General features: G+C 64.1%; 14 protein-coding genes. 10 read left to right on the top strand and 4 right to left on the bottom strand.

The annotated features are described in order from the left end of the window. The first annotated feature begins 151 nt into the window (after window positions 1–151). The 4 genes from ABIB95_RS05945 to ABIB95_RS05960 all read left to right on the top strand — a co-directional run bounded on the left by ABIB95_RS05945 (window position 152) and on the right by ABIB95_RS05960 (window position 4,996). Window positions 152–1,870 carry an IlvD/Edd family dehydratase gene (locus ABIB95_RS05945; RefSeq protein ID WP_049810226.1) on the top strand — a complete coding sequence of 573 codons (1,719 nt, stop codon included), beginning with the start codon at window positions 152–154 and terminating at the stop codon, window positions 1,868–1,870. 61 nt (window positions 1,871–1,931) lie between these two features. Then, entirely contained in the window at window positions 1,932–2,927 is a 996-nt protein-coding gene (locus ABIB95_RS05950) for a TRAP transporter substrate-binding protein (protein WP_354238209.1), read from the top strand. A gap of 153 nt (window positions 2,928–3,080) precedes the next feature. Beyond that, a complete protein-coding gene (locus tag ABIB95_RS05955; RefSeq protein WP_354238210.1) occupies window positions 3,081–3,659 on the top strand; it encodes a TRAP transporter small permease in 579 nt (192 codons plus the stop codon). After that, entirely contained in the window at window positions 3,656–4,996 is a 1,341-nt protein-coding gene (locus tag ABIB95_RS05960; protein ID WP_166099373.1) for a TRAP transporter large permease, read from the top strand. The genes ABIB95_RS05955 and ABIB95_RS05960 overlap by 4 nt, the downstream gene beginning before the upstream one ends. Here the strand turns inward: ABIB95_RS05960 and ABIB95_RS05965 are convergent. Both ABIB95_RS05965 and ABIB95_RS05970 read right to left on the bottom strand, forming a co-directional pair. After that, window positions 4,989–5,570: a histidine phosphatase family protein gene (locus ABIB95_RS05965; RefSeq protein WP_354238211.1), complete on the bottom strand. Its 582-nt coding sequence runs from the start codon at window positions 5,568–5,570 to the stop codon at window positions 4,989–4,991. The two genes, ABIB95_RS05960 and ABIB95_RS05965, sit on opposite strands and share 8 nt — an antisense overlap. Beyond that, on the bottom strand, window positions 5,567–6,361 hold the full coding sequence (locus ABIB95_RS05970; RefSeq protein ID WP_166099363.1) for an enoyl-CoA hydratase/isomerase family protein: 795 nt from the start codon (window positions 6,359–6,361) through the stop codon (window positions 5,567–5,569). The genes ABIB95_RS05965 and ABIB95_RS05970 overlap by 4 nt, the downstream gene beginning before the upstream one ends. 228 nt (window positions 6,362–6,589) lie before the next feature. Here ABIB95_RS05970 and ABIB95_RS05975 point away from each other — a divergent pair, with 228 nt between their 5' ends. Then, window positions 6,590–7,810, top strand: coding sequence for an NAD(P)/FAD-dependent oxidoreductase (locus ABIB95_RS05975; RefSeq protein WP_354238212.1), 1,221 nt, complete (start codon window positions 6,590–6,592; stop codon window positions 7,808–7,810). A 48-nt stretch (window positions 7,811–7,858) separates the two neighbouring features. Here ABIB95_RS05975 and ABIB95_RS05980 read toward each other — a convergent pair whose 3' ends face one another. Continuing rightward, on the bottom strand, window positions 7,859–8,764 hold the full coding sequence (locus tag ABIB95_RS05980; protein WP_354238213.1) for a ribokinase: 906 nt from the start codon (window positions 8,762–8,764) through the stop codon (window positions 7,859–7,861). A 19-nt stretch (window positions 8,765–8,783) separates the two neighbouring features. Beyond that, window positions 8,784–9,677 carry a sugar kinase gene (locus ABIB95_RS05985; RefSeq protein WP_014496984.1) on the bottom strand — a complete coding sequence of 298 codons (894 nt, stop codon included), beginning with the start codon at window positions 9,675–9,677 and terminating at the stop codon, window positions 8,784–8,786. A gap of 206 nt (window positions 9,678–9,883) precedes the next feature. On the opposite strand from ABIB95_RS05985, the gene ABIB95_RS05990 reads away from it, so the two are divergent. From ABIB95_RS05990 to ABIB95_RS06010, 5 genes are all read left to right on the top strand, one after another. Next, a complete protein-coding gene (locus ABIB95_RS05990) occupies window positions 9,884–10,732 on the top strand; it encodes a VOC family protein (protein ID WP_354238461.1) in 849 nt (282 codons plus the stop codon). 223 nt (window positions 10,733–10,955) lie between these two features. Then, on the top strand, window positions 10,956–11,663 hold the full coding sequence (locus tag ABIB95_RS05995; RefSeq protein WP_354238214.1) for a TetR/AcrR family transcriptional regulator: 708 nt from the start codon (window positions 10,956–10,958) through the stop codon (window positions 11,661–11,663). 321 nt (window positions 11,664–11,984) lie between these two features. Next, window positions 11,985–12,794 (top strand): ABC transporter permease, encoded by an 810-nt coding sequence (locus ABIB95_RS06000; RefSeq protein ID WP_354238215.1) that lies wholly within the window; start codon window positions 11,985–11,987, stop codon window positions 12,792–12,794. A 60-nt stretch (window positions 12,795–12,854) separates the two neighbouring features. Further along, window positions 12,855–13,847 (top strand): ABC transporter substrate-binding protein, encoded by a 993-nt coding sequence (locus ABIB95_RS06005; RefSeq protein WP_071915911.1) that lies wholly within the window; start codon window positions 12,855–12,857, stop codon window positions 13,845–13,847. Beyond that, entirely contained in the window at window positions 13,844–14,692 is an 849-nt protein-coding gene (locus ABIB95_RS06010) for an ABC transporter ATP-binding protein (RefSeq protein ID WP_354238216.1), read from the top strand. Before ABIB95_RS06005 ends, ABIB95_RS06010 begins: the two co-directional genes overlap by 4 nt. The last annotated feature ends 4 nt before the right edge of the window (window positions 14,693–14,696 follow it).

Consider the following 14,696-nt stretch of genomic DNA (forward strand, 5'->3'; position numbering starts at 1 on the left):
GGTCCGCCTTGTGGAGCAGGGAGAATCCGGATTGTCAATAATTTGTGTCGGAAGGCGGTGTCTGGGCCAGAAAGCGCGACGATCTGGCCCAATCTTATTGACAATCAGGGGGCAGGCTGTAGCACAATGGCAAGCGAGAAGGAGCGGTATGATGACGAGTGGTTTGCGCAAGGGTCTGACGAGCTATGGCGATGCCGGCTTCTCGCTGTTCCTGCGCAAGGCGTTCATCAAGGCCATGGGCTATTCCGACGACGCGCTGGAGCGCCCGATCGTCGGCATTACCAACACCTATAGCGACTACAATCCCTGCCACGGCAACGTCCCCCAGATCATCGAGGCCGCCAAGCGCGGCGTGATGCTGTCGGGCGCGATGCCGTTCGTGTTTCCGACCATCTCGATCGCCGAGAGCTTTGCGCATCCGACCTCGATGTATCTGCGCAACCTGATGGCGATGGACACCGAGGAGATGATCCGCGCGCAGCCGATGGATTCGGTGATCGTGATCGGCGGCTGTGACAAGACCCTTCCCGCGCAGGTCATGGCGGCGATCAGCGCCGATTTGCCGACCGTGGTCATTCCCGTCGGTCCCATGGTGGTCGGCCATCACAAGGGCGAGGTGCTCGGTGCCTGCACCGACTGCCGCCGTCTCTGGGGCAAATATCGCGCCGGCGAAATGGACGATGCGGAGATCGAAGCGGTCAATGGCCGCCTCGCGCCGTCGGTCGGCACCTGCATGGTGATGGGCACGGCCTCGACCATGGCCTGCATGATCGAAGCCATGGGTCTCTCGCTGCCGATGAGCGCGACGATTCCCGCGCCGCATGCCGAACGCTTTCGCCTGGCCGAAGCGAGCGGCAGGGTTGCCGCCGAGATGGCCAAGACCAAGGGGCCGAAGCCGAGCGAATTGCTGACGCCGGCGTCGTTTCGGAATGCGCAGGTCGTGCTCCAGGCGATCGGCGGCTCGACCAACGGCCTGATCCATCTGACGGCGATGGCGCACCGCTCGCCCCACCGCCTCGATCTCGAAGTGTTCGACCAGATTGGCCGCGAAGTGCCGGTGCTGGTCGACCTCAAGCCGTCGGGCGAACACTACATGGAGCATTTCCACCACGCCGGTGGTGTGCCGAAATTGCTGGCGCAACTCGGCGATCTCGTCGATCTCGACGCGAAAACCATCAGCGGCCAGACGCTGCGCGATGTCGTCGCGAATGCGGAGGACGTGCCTGGCCAGGATGCGATCCGTCCGCGCGACAATCCGATCAAGAAGGAAGGCGGCCTTGCCGTCCTGCACGGCAATCTCGCCCCGCGCGGTGCCGTCATCAAGCAGTCGGCCGCGAGCCCCAAGCTGTTGCAGCACACCGGGCGCGCTGTGGTGTTCGAATCCGTCGAGGACATGACCTTGCGGGTCGACCATCCCGATCTCGACGTGAACTCCGACGACGTGCTGGTGCTGCGCAACGCGGGCCCCAAGGGCGCGCCCGGCATGCCGGAGGCGGGTTATCTGCCGATCCCGAAGAAGCTCGCGCGCGGCGGCACCAAGGATATGGTGCGCATTTCGGACGCGCGCATGAGCGGCACCGCGTTCGGCACCATCGTGCTTCACATCACGCCGGAATCCGCCGTCGGCGGACCGCTCGCGCTGGTGAAGAACGGCGACATGATCCGACTGGATGTTGCCAAGCGCAGCATCGAGCTGCTGGTCGATGCCGCCGAGCTGGAGCGTCGGCGCGCCGCATTGAAGCCGGCCGCAGCACCCGACGAGGCGCGGCGCGGCTATGCCTGGCTGTTCAACGAGACCATCATGCAGGCCGACGAGGGCTGCGACTTCGATTTCATGCAGAGGACTGGGAAGCAGACTGAGAAGGGGTGACGAACCACCCGAACGAGCGCTCAGACCGCACAAGCGGCGGGCGATAAAACAGGGGGAAACGATGATTGCACGATCCATGCGTGGGTTGGTGGCCATGGCCGCCGTACTTTTCGTCACCGGGGCCGGGGCACAGGAGGTGAAGCATTATCGCTTTGCCTACGATCAGCCGCGCAACACCGGCTATTCCATCGCGGGCGACCTCTTTGCCGAAAAGCTCAAGGAATTGAGCAAGGGCACCATGATCATCGACCAGTATCCGGGCGCGCAGCTCGGGCAGGAGCCGCAGGTGCTCCAGCTCGTGAAGGCCGGCGACATCGAATTCGCCATCATCTCCTCGGCCAACACCGCGACGATCTCGCCGCAGGCCGGCGTGATGTCGCTGCACTTCCTGTTCCGCGACGAGAACCACGTGGTCAAGGGGCTGGCCGATCCCCGCGTGTTCGAAGCGCTCAAGACCATGATCGATGAGACCACGCAGGGCCTGCACGTGATTGCGACCGGTTCGCAGGGTGTGCGCCATATGTACTCCAAGAAGGAGATCCACAATGTCGGCGACGTCAAGGGGCTGAAGATCCGCGTCCAGGCGACCGCGACCGAGGACATGATGTTCCCGGCCTACGGCGCCCAGACCGTGCACATGCCGTTCGGCAGCGTCTACACGAGCTTGCAAACCGGCGTCGTCGACGTCGCCGAGAACAGCATCAATGTCTACCTCGTCAACAAGCACTACGAGGTCGCCCCGGTCCTCAACATCACCGAGCACGAGGCCAACAACGCGCTGGTGTTCGTCTCCGACAAGCTCTGGCAGAGCCTGTCGGCGGAGCAGAAGGGGTGGGTGCAGGCGGCGGCCAACGAGGTCAGCACGAAAGAGCCGCAGAAGGCGTTCGACCTCGAGCGCACGGCGGCCGACAAGCTGAAGAAGATGGGCGTGAAGATCGTCGACAACGTCGACAAGAAGAGCTTCACGGCGATCGCCGATCCCTATCTCGACAAGCTCGCCAAGGAGCTCGGCCCGCATGCCGAGAAGATCAAGAATTTGATCCGGTCGGTGAACTAGTTCCAGCAAAGTCGTCATGCCCGGGCAGAAGCGCGAAGCGCGCCTTCGCGCCAGATGTCCCGGGCATCTACGTTCTTCCTTCGAGCCCGCACCAAGTGCGTGGATGGCCGGGACAAGCCCGACCATGACGGAAAGCTGCAGCCGGGAGCAACAATGCCCATCGCCGACAAACTGCTCGTTCAACGCCAGCGTCACCTCAAGTGGCGCTGGCTCGACTGGCTCGAGCTTGCGCTGATGGTTCTGTGCGGCGTGCTCTGCTTCGGCTTCTCCCTGTCGGTCACCGCCGACATCGTCACACGCACCATCGGCCATCCCTGGCTGTGGCTTCAGGAAGTCACCTCGACGCTGTTCATCTATGCGATCTTCGTCGGGACCGCGGTCGCGACCCGGCGCAACGATCACCTCTATCTCACCGCGATCTCCGAAGCGATGCACGGCACGGCGCGGCTGATCGTCGAAGTGATCATTCGTCTCGTCGTGCTCGGCGTCGCCTTCTGCCTGGTCTGGTACGGCTATCAGAACTATCTCCGCGGCTTCGGCAGTTTTCGCCTGCCGTCGGGCACTCCGATCGCCTCGCTCTATGCGATCATCCCGCTGTCCGGCGTGCTGATCGGACTGTTCACCATCGAGCAGCTCGTCAACGGCTTGCGCAACGGCTTCGACCATCGCGAGCCGCCCGAAGAGGACGGAGCGCCCGTCATCACGGACGTGCAGATGAGGGCGCAACCGTGAGCGCACCCGTTGTCCTGGCGTTGATGTCGATCTGCTTCCTGTCGTTCGGCTATCTCGGCGTGCCCGTGCCGTTCTCGCTGATGGCCGGCGTCTTCATTGGTGCGCTCCTCTCCGATGTCTCGCTGGCCGCGATCATCCAGAAGATCTTCGACGGCGTCGATTCCGAAGCGCTTCTCGCGATCCCGTTCTTCCTGCTGGTCGGCGAGCTCATGAGCTCGGCGAACGTGGTAGTGCGGATCGCGAACCTGTCAGTGTCGCTGGTCGGGCACATCAGGGGCGGGCTGTCGCAAGTCGTCGTTGTCTTCAGCATGTTCTTCTCGGAAATGTCGGGCTCGACCACTGCCGACGTCGCCGTGATGAGCCGTGCGCTGGGCGGCCCGATGAAACGCGAGGGCTACGAGCCCGCCTTCATTGCGGCGATCATCGCGTCTGCCTCGACCATCGCGGCGCTGGTGCCGCCGAGCATCACGGCGGTGGTCTATGGCGCGGTCGGCAACGTCTCGATCGCCGGCCTGTTCATGGCGGGGGTGGTGCCCGGGCTGATGATCGGCTTCGGGTTGATGATCTATTGCTACTTCTTCGGCCCCTCCGGCTTGCGCAAGCCCCGCGCGCCGCTGCGGCAGGTGGTGTTCGCCGCGGGTGACGCCGCCCTGCCGCTGATGATCCCTGTCATTTTGCTCGGCGGCATCCTCACCGGCTGGTTCACGCCGACGGAAGCCGGCGTCGTTGCGGTGGTCTGGATTGTCGTCGTCGTGATCCCCGCGCTGAACCGCGGTCATATCAAAAAGATCCCATATGATTTCTGCCTTGCAGGCCTGATCTTCTCGCTGCCGCTGATCACGATCGGCGCTGCCAATGCCTTCGGCTGGATGCTCGCTTACTTACGCGGTGCGAGTTACATCGCCGACATGATCACCTCGATTGCCGGCAACGATCCGCATCTGATCATGCTGCTGATGGTGCTGCTCTTCACTGTGGTCGGTGACTTCATCGAGCCAGTGCCGACCATCATCATCTTCATGCCGCTGGTCAACGCGCTGACCGAGGCCGGCGACATCAACGCCGTGCATATGGGCGTGGTGCTGATCGCCACGCTCGCCTTTGGCCTGATCACGCCGCCATACGGCCTGGTGCTGCTGATGGCCTCGAAATTCGTCGGCATCAGTTTTGCCAAGGCCTTACGCGCCGCCTTGCCGATCTATGTGGTGTTCCTGGCCACGATCGCGTTCGCGATCTATTTCCCGAGCGTGGTGCTGTGGCTGCCGCAGAAAGTGCTGCCGGAATCGGTCGGCTGCTTCAAGTCGCCGGCGGGGACAGGCTACATCTGTCCTAAGTGACGAGCTGCTCGACGCGCCATTGCTCGCCTTCACGGAGGTAGCGAAACGGCGTGCCGTGGCTGTTCTTGAAATAGCTGCCGGCGAGCGATTTCGCCATTCCCTGCATCACCGCGTCGTGGCAGACGAACAGGAAGTCGTCGTCAGGATGACGGTCGAGCCATGCGGAGACGCAAGCCAGCGACCGTTCGGTCATGGCGTCCCAGTTTTCGCCGTCGGCGGGCAGGATCGAGACGAGGCCCGTCGCCGAATTGACGCCGTGCTTGATCATGAGGTCGCGGACAGGGAGGCCCTCAAAGCTTCCGAAATCGAACTCGATGACGCCGTCATCGATCGAGAGCGGCACCGAGATGGCGTCTGCGATGATCTCGGCCGTTCGGGCCGCGCGCACCAGCGGGCTCGCGACAATTCGGCTGATGCCGGTACCGCGCAACATGTCCGCGGCCTCGTGCGCCTGCGCAAGGCCGTCCGCGTTCAGCGGGTTGTCGGTTCGTCCCTGAAATAGCCCCTGCCTATTCCAGTCGGTCGCGCCGTGGCGCAGGCCGCAGAACGAGCGCGCCGGTGCCGGCACGCTCACTTGCCCTTGCTCGTGAATTTCTTCACGGCGGCGCGGAAATCTTCCGTATTCATCGCCATGATGATCTTGTGCTCCTCGGCATCGAGCTGCTGCTTCACCGGCGTGGTCGCGGCCTGGTAGACCAGCGACTTGGTGCCGGCGATCGCCGCCGGCGGATTCTGCGCCAGGCGCTCGGCGAGTTTTCGCGTGGCCGCCTTCAACTCCGCGGCGGGGACGACCTTCGCAACCAGGCCCCATTCATAGGCCTGTTGCGCGGTAAAATTGTCCTCCGACAGGAAGATCTGGAGCGCACGGCGCGATCCGACCGTACCGACGATCCCGACCGTCGAGCCGCCGTCCGGCGACACCCCGATCTTGGCATAGGCCGGCGTGAACTTGGCATCCTCCGCGGCGATGCAGAGATCGGTGACGAAGGCGAGGCCCATGCCGGCGCCGGCCGCCGAGCCGTGCACGCTGGACAGCGAAATCTTCGGCATGCGCCGGATCATCTCAATGAAGGCGTGATAGTGCTTCAGCAGCTCGCCAACGACCGGCGTGACCGTGCCGGTTTCGGCCGCAGCGCCGATCGTCTGCAGATCGCCGCCGGCCGAGAAGGCGCGGCCTTCTCCTTCGAGCACGACGACCCTGATGTCGTCGGCGCCTTCGAGATAGGCCGCGAGCTGTTCGAGCTTCTGCGCGATTGCAAGGTTGACCGAGTTGAACGCGGCGGGGCGGTTGAGCGTGATGGTTGCGATCGGGCCGTCGATCCGCAGCAGGGCGGGATCATCGGGTTTGGAGACGGGAGCTGGCATCTGGAATATCCCCGGCATGAGGTCGTTGCTGCAACTAAATCGCAGAAGGTCGGGGGTGACAATCCCCGCATGCCGCTCTTGCGCAGGACGGAATGATGGGCTCAAATGGGGCCGCCTTCGTTTAGGAACGGACACGAGCGCCGGCTCCTCCTGGGCAAGCCAAGCCAATATCAGCGAGAGAGGAGACGACATGGGTGACGCTCGTGTCTCCGGAAATGGGCTGTTCCAATGACGGGTGGTCCGGTGATCATTGTCGGTGCCGGCCATGGCGGCTATCAGGTCGCGGCATCCCTGCGTCAGGCGGGCTTTTCCGACCGCGTCTGCCTGATCAACGACGAGGCGCATCTGCCCTATCAGCGGCCGCCGCTGTCCAAGGCCTATATCAAGGGCTCGGCCGGGCCGGAGAGCCTGATGTTCCGGCCGGAGAAATTCTACCAGGATCAGAAGATCGAGCTGATCGCAGGCCGCGCAGTGTCGATCGATCGCGCCGGCCACAAGGTGCATCTCGCATCCGGCGAGACGCTGCCTTACGGCCACCTCGTGCTGGCCACGGGCGCGCGCAACCGGCTGCTTGATTTGCCGAATGCGAATTTGCCCGACGTGAAATACTTACGCATCCTCGACGACAGCGAGGCGCTGCGGAAGATCATGCCGTCGAAGAAGCGCGCGGTGATCATCGGCGCCGGCTTCATCGGCCTGGAATTCGCGGCCACCGCGCGGATCAAGGGGCTCGAGGTCGACGTGCTCGAACTCGCCCCGCGCGTGATGGCGCGCGCGGTGACGGCGGAGGTCTCGGAGTATTTTCAGGCGCGGCATCGCGAGGCCGGCATCCGCATTCACCTCGGTGTGCAGGCAACCTCGATCGAGGCTGAGGGCGGCAAGGTCACCGGCGTTTCCTTGAGCGACGGAAGGCATCTGCCGGCCGACCTCGTCGTGGTCGGTGTCGGCGTGCTGCCGAACATCGAGCTTGCGGCGGAGGCGGGGCTTGCCGTCGCCGCCGGCATCATCGTCGACGAATATCTCTCGACGTCCGATCCTGACATCTCCGCGATCGGCGACTGCGCGCTGTTCGCCAGTCCGCGCTTCGGCGGATCGCAGCGGCTGGAGTCGGTGCAGAACGCCACCGATCACGCCCGCTGCCTCGCGGCGCGGCTGACCGGCGACCGCAAGGCCTACGACAGTCACCCCTGGTTCTGGAGCGATCAGGGCGACGACAAGCTCCAGATGGCGGGGCTGACCACCGGCTATGACCGCGTCGTGCTGCGCGGCGATCCCGCGAAGAAAGCGTTCTCGGCGTTCTGCTACAAGGGCGACAGACTGCTCGGCATCGAGTCGGTCAACCGTGCCGGCGACCACATGTTCGGTCGCCGCCTGTTCGGACTGGAGCGCTCGATCACGCCAGAGCAGGCCGCGGACGAAGGCTTCGACCTGAAGAGCGCGCTGGCCTGATCTTCCCCTCGGCCTGCTCTCGGGGCGAGGTGAAGAAAGCGCCGCGATCTACAAGACCGCGGCGACTTCCGCGGCCGTCGGCATCGACGGCCCAGCGCCCATCCGCTGCACGCTGATCGAGGCGGCCGCGTTGGCGAAGGCGAGCGCGGCACGCAAAGACACACCCTCCGCCAGCTGCGCCGCAAGCGCGCCGACGAAGCAATCGCCGGCGCCGGTGGTGTCGACCGCTTTCACCACGCGGCCGGGCACCGCGAATTCCTCGCGGCCGGCGAGCGCGAGCACGCCCCGCTTGCCGAGCGTCACGCAGATGGTCTGGTCCTCGCGCGCCTGAAGTTGCCGCGCGACGTCGATGACTTTTGCGGCCTCGTCGCCGTCGGAAAGCTCCACGCCCGCGAGGAAGCCGAGCTCGGTCTCGTTCAGCACGAGGATGTCGACGAGCGCCAGCAGCTCGGCGGACATCTTTTGCGCCGGTGCCGGGTTGAGCAGCGTCGTGGCGCCGGCGCTACGGGCGCGCTGGAAGAAGGCGGCAATCGTCGGCAGCGGAATCTCGAACTGGCTGACGGCCACATCGCCCTTCGCCAGCGGAACGTCCGCGACATCGTCAGCGCCGACCAGCGCATTGCTGCCGGGGATGACGACGATGGTGTTGTCGGAGGCCGCGACCGTGATGATCGCGGTGCCGCTATGCGTGTCGGCGTCCCGAACAGAGCCGAGCTCGATGCCCTGTGCACCGAGGAACGTCCGCAACTCAGCGCCAAATGAATCCTTGCCAAGCCGGCCGATCAGCGTGGTCTTCGTACCGAGTCGCGACGCCGCGACGGCCTGGTTCGCGCCCTTGCCGCCGGGAAAATACAGCACCTGCCGGCCGGCGACGGTCTCGCCGACTTTTGGGTGGCGATCGGCGGTCGCCACCACATCCATGTTGATGCTGCCGGCGATAAAGACGCGCCCCATGATATGCCCTTACAAAACCCTAGACCCTGACTTCGAACTCGTGCCTGACTTTGGCGATGTCCACAAGGGTCGGCAGCCCGGCCTCGTTGCCGAGGCGCTGGATCTTGAAGGTCGAGGCGGCGCGGGCAAAATCAAAATGCTCGCGCCAGCTTTTGCCGGGGTGTGCGAGGTACGAATAGACATAGGCACCGTGGAAGACGTCGCCGGCGCCGTTGGTGTCGATCACGCGCTCGCGCGGGATCGGCATCGCCGGCATGACCTCGACCGCACCCGTTTCATTGTACCAGAGCAGACCCTTCTCACCCATGGTGACGCCGCCGATCTTGCAGCCGCGGCTCTTGAGGTAGTCGAGCATCTTCTCGGGCGTCAGGTCCATCTGCTCACACAGGCGTTCGGCGACGATGGCGACGTCGATGAATGCGAGCAGCTCATGCGTGTTGGTGCGCAGGCCGCCGCCGTCGAGCGAGGTCAGGATTCCGGCCTCGCGGCAGACCTTTGCATAGTGGATCGCGGCATCGGGCTGATGGCCGTCGATGTGCAGGGCGCGGCAGCCGCCGAGATTGAGCATCGGGAACGGATGGATGTGCTCGTCGTCGCGGCAGCGGACGATGGCGCGCTTGCCGTCCTTGGGCATGATGAAGGACAGCGAGGACTGGTTCACCTTCCGCCCGTGCAGCGAGATCGCGTATTTCGCGCACATGTCCTGGAACATCCGCCCCAGCCAGTCATTGGCCGCCGTGGCGATGAGGTCGGGCACGATGCCGAGCTTGGCGCAGCAGAACGCCGCCGTGACCGCGTTGCCGCCGAAGGAGACCGCGTAGTCCGTTGCCACGTGCTTTTCGTCGCCGGTCGGCATGTGGTCGGTGATGAAGACGACGTCGATATAGGTCTGACCGATAAAGAGAGCCTGCATTGGTTGTCCGTGATGCGCTGGGTGGTCCCGGCCGGCGAGCTTACTCTAACACCGGTTCCGCTCTGGGGACGCTGAAATTATTCGCAAATCTGCCGCCCGAGCGCTTGAGGTCGGCATGGGGCCGGAATACGACCATCACCGGTCCATGCCAAGCCCGGACAAACGCCGTCCTTCGGAATGGTTCCAGGTCGATCAAGGGGGGAATGATGATCACCGGCCTCGATCACGTCGTCGCCCTGGTGAGGGATATCGGTGCGGCCAAGGCGGCGTATCAGACGCTGCTCGGGCGCGCGCCGGCCTGGCAGAATTCCGGCGAGGGCGCCGACCGCGTGCTGTTCACGCTTGCGAACATGACGATCGAGCTGATGGCGCCGAGCGGCTTTAACGTTGCGGCGGACCGGATCCGCGCGCTGCTCGACGATCGCGAGGGCGTGCTCGCCAGCCTGTGCTTTCGTGTCGCAGACATGGGCAAGATGCATAGGCGGCTGGAGCGGGTGGCCCTGAGGCCGGACCCGATCGCCGAGGTCGAAAGCAGCGACGTCGCGAGCGGCGCAGTCCTGCACTGGAAACGCACGCGTGCCGCCACCGAATTGACGCGCGGCGTGCGCATGTTCTTCCTCGAGCTCGCGGAGGAGCGGCCGTTGTCGGCTGCGACCGACATCGCGCCGATCGATGGGCTCGACCACGTCGTGGTCACCACCGAGGATTCCGACCGCGCCGCTGCGCTCTATGGCGCGCGGCTCGGCCTTGATCTCGCACTGGACCGCTCGCACCAGGATTGGGGCCAGCTGATGTTCTTCCGCTGCGGCGACCTCATCGTCGAAGTGGTGCGCCGCCCCGTGGCGGGCGGGGATTCCCTGCATGATCGTCTCTGGGGCCTGAGCTGGCGGGTCGCCGACATCGACGCCACGCGCGCCCGCCTGGTCGCCGCTGGCCTCGACGTCACCGAGGTGCGCAACGGCCGCAAGCCGGGCACGCGGATCATGACGGTGCGGAACGGCACCTGCGGGATCCAGACCGTGCTGCTGGAGCGCTCGCCGAAGCCGGCGGAGTAAGGGGCCGTACTCTTCCCGCGTCGTTGTGCGGATGCGACGAAGACTCCCGTAGGGTGGGCAAAGCGGAGCGTGCCCACGTCTTTGCCCAATTGATGAGAAGACGTGGGCACGGCGCAAATGCGCCTTTGCCCACCCTACGAAGCTGCGTCCGGGGCACGAGATCGTTCTCAAACGCCCGCCCGCGTGTTACACGCGTCATGACAGCACCCAGCGAGCAACCGGTTTGGCGAAGGCAAAGCGAACTCTGAAATGGCAGCGCGATCCGGAGGGGATGCGGCTGCGCATTCTCGAAGCCGCCAAGCAGGAGTTTTCGGCGCACGGGCTCGCGGGCGCGCGTGTCGACCGCATCGCGGCGAAGGCCGGCGCCAACAAGCGCATGCTCTATTACCACGTCGGCAACAAGGACGAGCTCTATCTCGCGGTGCTCGAAGGCGCCTATGACAAGATCCGCAGCGAGGAGCGGGGGCTGGATCTCGAGCATCTCGATCCGCCCGAAGCGATCCGGCGCCTGATCGAATTCACCTGGAACTACTTCCTGCGCAACCCGGAATTCCTGTCGCTGCTCCAGACCGAGAACCTCGCGCGCGCAAAGCACCTGAAGCGCTCGACCAAGGTCAAGTCCATGCACTCGCCCTTCGTCGAGATGATCCGCACCGTGGTGCGGCGCGGCGTCGACAGCGGCGATTTCCAGGTCGCGGTCGATCCCGTGCAGCTCTATATCTCGATCGCGGGGCTTTGCTTCTTCTATCTCTCCAATTCGGCCACGTTGAGCGTGATCTTCGGCCGCGATCTGCTGGCCAAGGACGCGAAGGACGAGCGGCTTTCGCACATGGTCGGCCTCGTGCTGGCCGCGCTGACGGGCCGATCGACCGCGCTGTTCGAGATCGCCAAGTCGCCGAAGTCGCGCACAGCCGTGGCGCAGACGGTTTAGCGGCCTAGTCCGCGCGTTGGTGGACTAATCGCCCGTCGTTTCCTCAATCTCCGCCGTCATTGCCCGCGAAGGCGGGCAATCCAGTATTCCAGAGACGGTTGAGATTGAACCGAGAAGCCGCGGCGTACTGGACTCCCCGTCTTCGCGGGGAATGACACCGAGGGTGAGGCGGTCTCGTGCCCCGGACGTAGCGCAGCAGCGCGTCCGGGACACGAGAGGAGGCCAGGAACCGGCACAAAACGTCACAGGGAAAGCTCTGGACAGTATTTATCCAACGAGTTAATTTCTCCCCCGAACGAAGAAGAATGCCGGGAGTGAGACGTGGGTGAGTTGAAGCCGCAAGGTGCGGTGTCCAAGATGCTGAACGCGGCCTGGGTCCGGCCGTTCTTGTTCCTGGTCTTCATCATCGTCGCCTGGGATCTTGCGATCCGGCTGTTCAAAATTCCCGCCTATCAGATCCCGGCGCCGTGCGATGTTCTCGCCGTGCTGCGCACCGAATGGCCGGAACTGCTGCGCCAGTCCTGGCCGACCACCTATGCGACCGTCTGCGGCTTCCTGCTGTCGGCGCTGTTCGGCATCCCCGTTGCGATGCTGATCGCGGGGTCGAAGACAGTGGAGAGCTATGTCTATCCACTGCTGGTGTTCTCGCAATCCGTGCCGAAGATCGCGATCGCGCCGCTGTTCGTGGTGTGGTTTGGCTTCGGCATCATTCCAAAAGTGATTTCGGCGTTCCTGCTCGGCTTCTTCCCCGTGGTCGTTTCCGCCGTGCAGGGCTTCAAGTCGGTCGACCCTGACATGGTCGATCTCGCGCGCGCCATGCAGGGCAGCCGGTTCCGGGTTTTCCTCGCCGTGAACCTGCCGCATGCGCTGCCCGCGATCTTCTCCGGCCTCAAAGTGTCGGTGACGCTTGCCGTGGTCGGCGCCGTCGTCGGCGAGTTCGTCGGCTCCAATTCCGGCATCGGCTACGTGATGCAGCGCTCGATCGGCACGTTCGACCTGCCGACGATGTTCGCAGCGCTCGTGATCCTGGCGCTGCTCGGCGTGATCCTGTTCTGGATCGTGGACCGGATCGAGAAGCTGGTCATTCCCTGGCATGTCAGCCAGCGCGAAGACGTGATTTTCGCCTCGTAACAAAACTAAGGCAACGAACGGCCATCAACGGCCGACGCAACAAGGGCAAGGGAGAGAAACATGAAGCGGTGGATAGGAGCTGTCTCGGCGGCGCTGATGGTGTTCGCGGCGATGCCGGCACAGGCAGCCGACAAGGTCGTTCTGATGCTGAACTGGTACGTCTATGGCGAGCACGCGCCGTTCTATTACGGCAAGGCCAAGGGCATTTACGCGGCCGAGGGCATCGACCTCGAGATCCAAGAAGGCCGCGGTTCGGCGGCGACCACGCAGGCTGTCGCCGCCAAGACCGCCGACTTCGGCTATGTCGACGTTCCCACCATGATGCGCGCTGCGATCAAGGGCGCACCTGTCGTCGCAACCGGCGTGCTGCTCCAGACCAGCCCGATGTCCGCCATGGGCTTTGCCGACAAGAACATCAGGAAGCCTGAGGACATCAAGGGCAAGACGGTGGCGATCACACCGGCCGACTCCATGACCCAGATCTGGCCGCTATTCCTGAAGAAGACCGGCCTGAAGGAGAGCGATTTCCAGACGGTCGCCGGCGACGGCCAGACCAAGCTCAACGCCGTCATCAACGGCCAGGCCGACCTGCTGCTCGGCTACGTCATGGACCAGTCGATGAAGATCAAGGATGCCACCGGCAAGGACGTCTATCCGATCAAGTTCGCCGACTACGGCATTAACATGGTCTCCTCGGGCATCATCGCCAACTCCGATTATGTGAAGGCCAATGCCGATCTCGTTCGCCGCTTCATGTCAGCGACGACCAAGGCGGTCGAAGCTGCCGAGAAGGAGCCGAAGGCCGCGGCGCAATCGATTCTCGATGCCAACCCCAAGGGCGGCAAGATCGACACCCTGACGCAGGGTTTTGAGCTGACCATTCCGCTCTACCGGACCGCTGAGACCAAGAGCAAGCGGCCGTTCCAGGTCACCGACCAGAACATGACGGACTCCGTCAATCTCATGGTCGAATATGGCGGACTGGATGCCAAGGCCAAGGAGAACCCGAAGGCCTTCTACACCAACGATTATCTGCCGAAGAGCGGATCGTGAAGCAAGCCGCAGTAGCGAGTGAAACCGTGCAGCAGGCCGCGCATCTGAGACTGGTGAGCGACCGGGCTGCCGGCGATGCGTCGGGCATCAAACTGTCCGGCGTGTCGAAGACCTACCGGACGCGCGACGGCGACGTGCCGTCGCTGCGTCCGCTCGATTTCCACATCAACGACGGCGAGTTCTTCGTCGTGGTCGGCCCAAGCGGCTGCGGCAAGTCCACGCTGCTCAAGCTGATCTCGGGGTTGCTGCCGCCGACATCAGGCGAGGTCCTGGTCGAGGGTGAGAAGGTCACGAAGCCGCACGGCAATGTCGGCATCGTGTTCCAGAACGCGCTGCTGCTGCCCTGGCGCAACATCCTCGCGAACGTGATGCTGCCGATCGACATGAAGCGGCTGCCACGACAACAATATCTCGATCGCGCCAAGGCGCTCTTGAGGTTGGTCGGCCTCGAAGGTTTCGAGAAGAAGCTGCCCTGGCAGCTCTCGGGCGGTATGCAGCAGCGCGCTTCGATCTGCCGTGCGCTGGTGCACGATCCCAAGATCATGCTGATGGACGAGCCGTTCGGCGCGCTCGACGCGTTGACGCGCGAGCGCATGAATGTTGAGCTGATGCGGATCCAGCGCGAGACGAAGAAGACGGTGCTCCTGATCACGCATTCGATTCCCGAGGCCGTGTTCCTCGCCGACCGCGTGCTGGTCATGACCGAGCGTCCCGGTGCGATCGCTGCGATCTACGACGTGCCGCTGCCGCGCCCGCGGTCGCTCGATGTGATGGCCGATCCTGTCTTCACCGAGCTCGTGCAACGCATCCGCAAGCATTTTTTCTCGCAAGGTTCGCTGGATTGAAGTC

The sequence above is a fragment of the Bradyrhizobium sp. LA2.1 genome (assembly GCF_040547725.1).
GTDB classification, from domain to species: domain Bacteria; phylum Pseudomonadota; class Alphaproteobacteria; order Rhizobiales; family Xanthobacteraceae; genus Bradyrhizobium; species Bradyrhizobium barranii.

Coding starts and splice junctions, on each gene's coding strand:
- ABIB95_RS05945 (WP_049810226.1), top strand. CDS start 152: ATGACGAGTGGTTTGCGCAAGGGTCTGACGAGCTATGGCGATGCCGGC.
- ABIB95_RS05985 (WP_014496984.1), bottom strand. CDS start 9,677: ATGCAGGCTCTCTTTATCGGTCAGACCTATATCGACGTCGTCTTCATC.
- ABIB95_RS05990 (WP_354238461.1), top strand. CDS start 9,884: ATGATCACCGGCCTCGATCACGTCGTCGCCCTGGTGAGGGATATCGGT.
- ABIB95_RS05955 (WP_354238210.1), top strand. CDS start 3,081: ATGCCCATCGCCGACAAACTGCTCGTTCAACGCCAGCGTCACCTCAAG.
- ABIB95_RS05975 (WP_354238212.1), top strand. CDS start 6,590: ATGACGGGTGGTCCGGTGATCATTGTCGGTGCCGGCCATGGCGGCTAT.
- ABIB95_RS06005 (WP_071915911.1), top strand. CDS start 12,855: ATGAAGCGGTGGATAGGAGCTGTCTCGGCGGCGCTGATGGTGTTCGCG.
- ABIB95_RS05970 (WP_166099363.1), bottom strand. CDS start 6,361: ATGCCAGCTCCCGTCTCCAAACCCGATGATCCCGCCCTGCTGCGGATC.
- ABIB95_RS05950 (WP_354238209.1), top strand. CDS start 1,932: ATGATTGCACGATCCATGCGTGGGTTGGTGGCCATGGCCGCCGTACTT.
- ABIB95_RS05980 (WP_354238213.1), bottom strand. CDS start 8,764: ATGGGGCGCGTCTTTATCGCCGGCAGCATCAACATGGATGTGGTGGCG.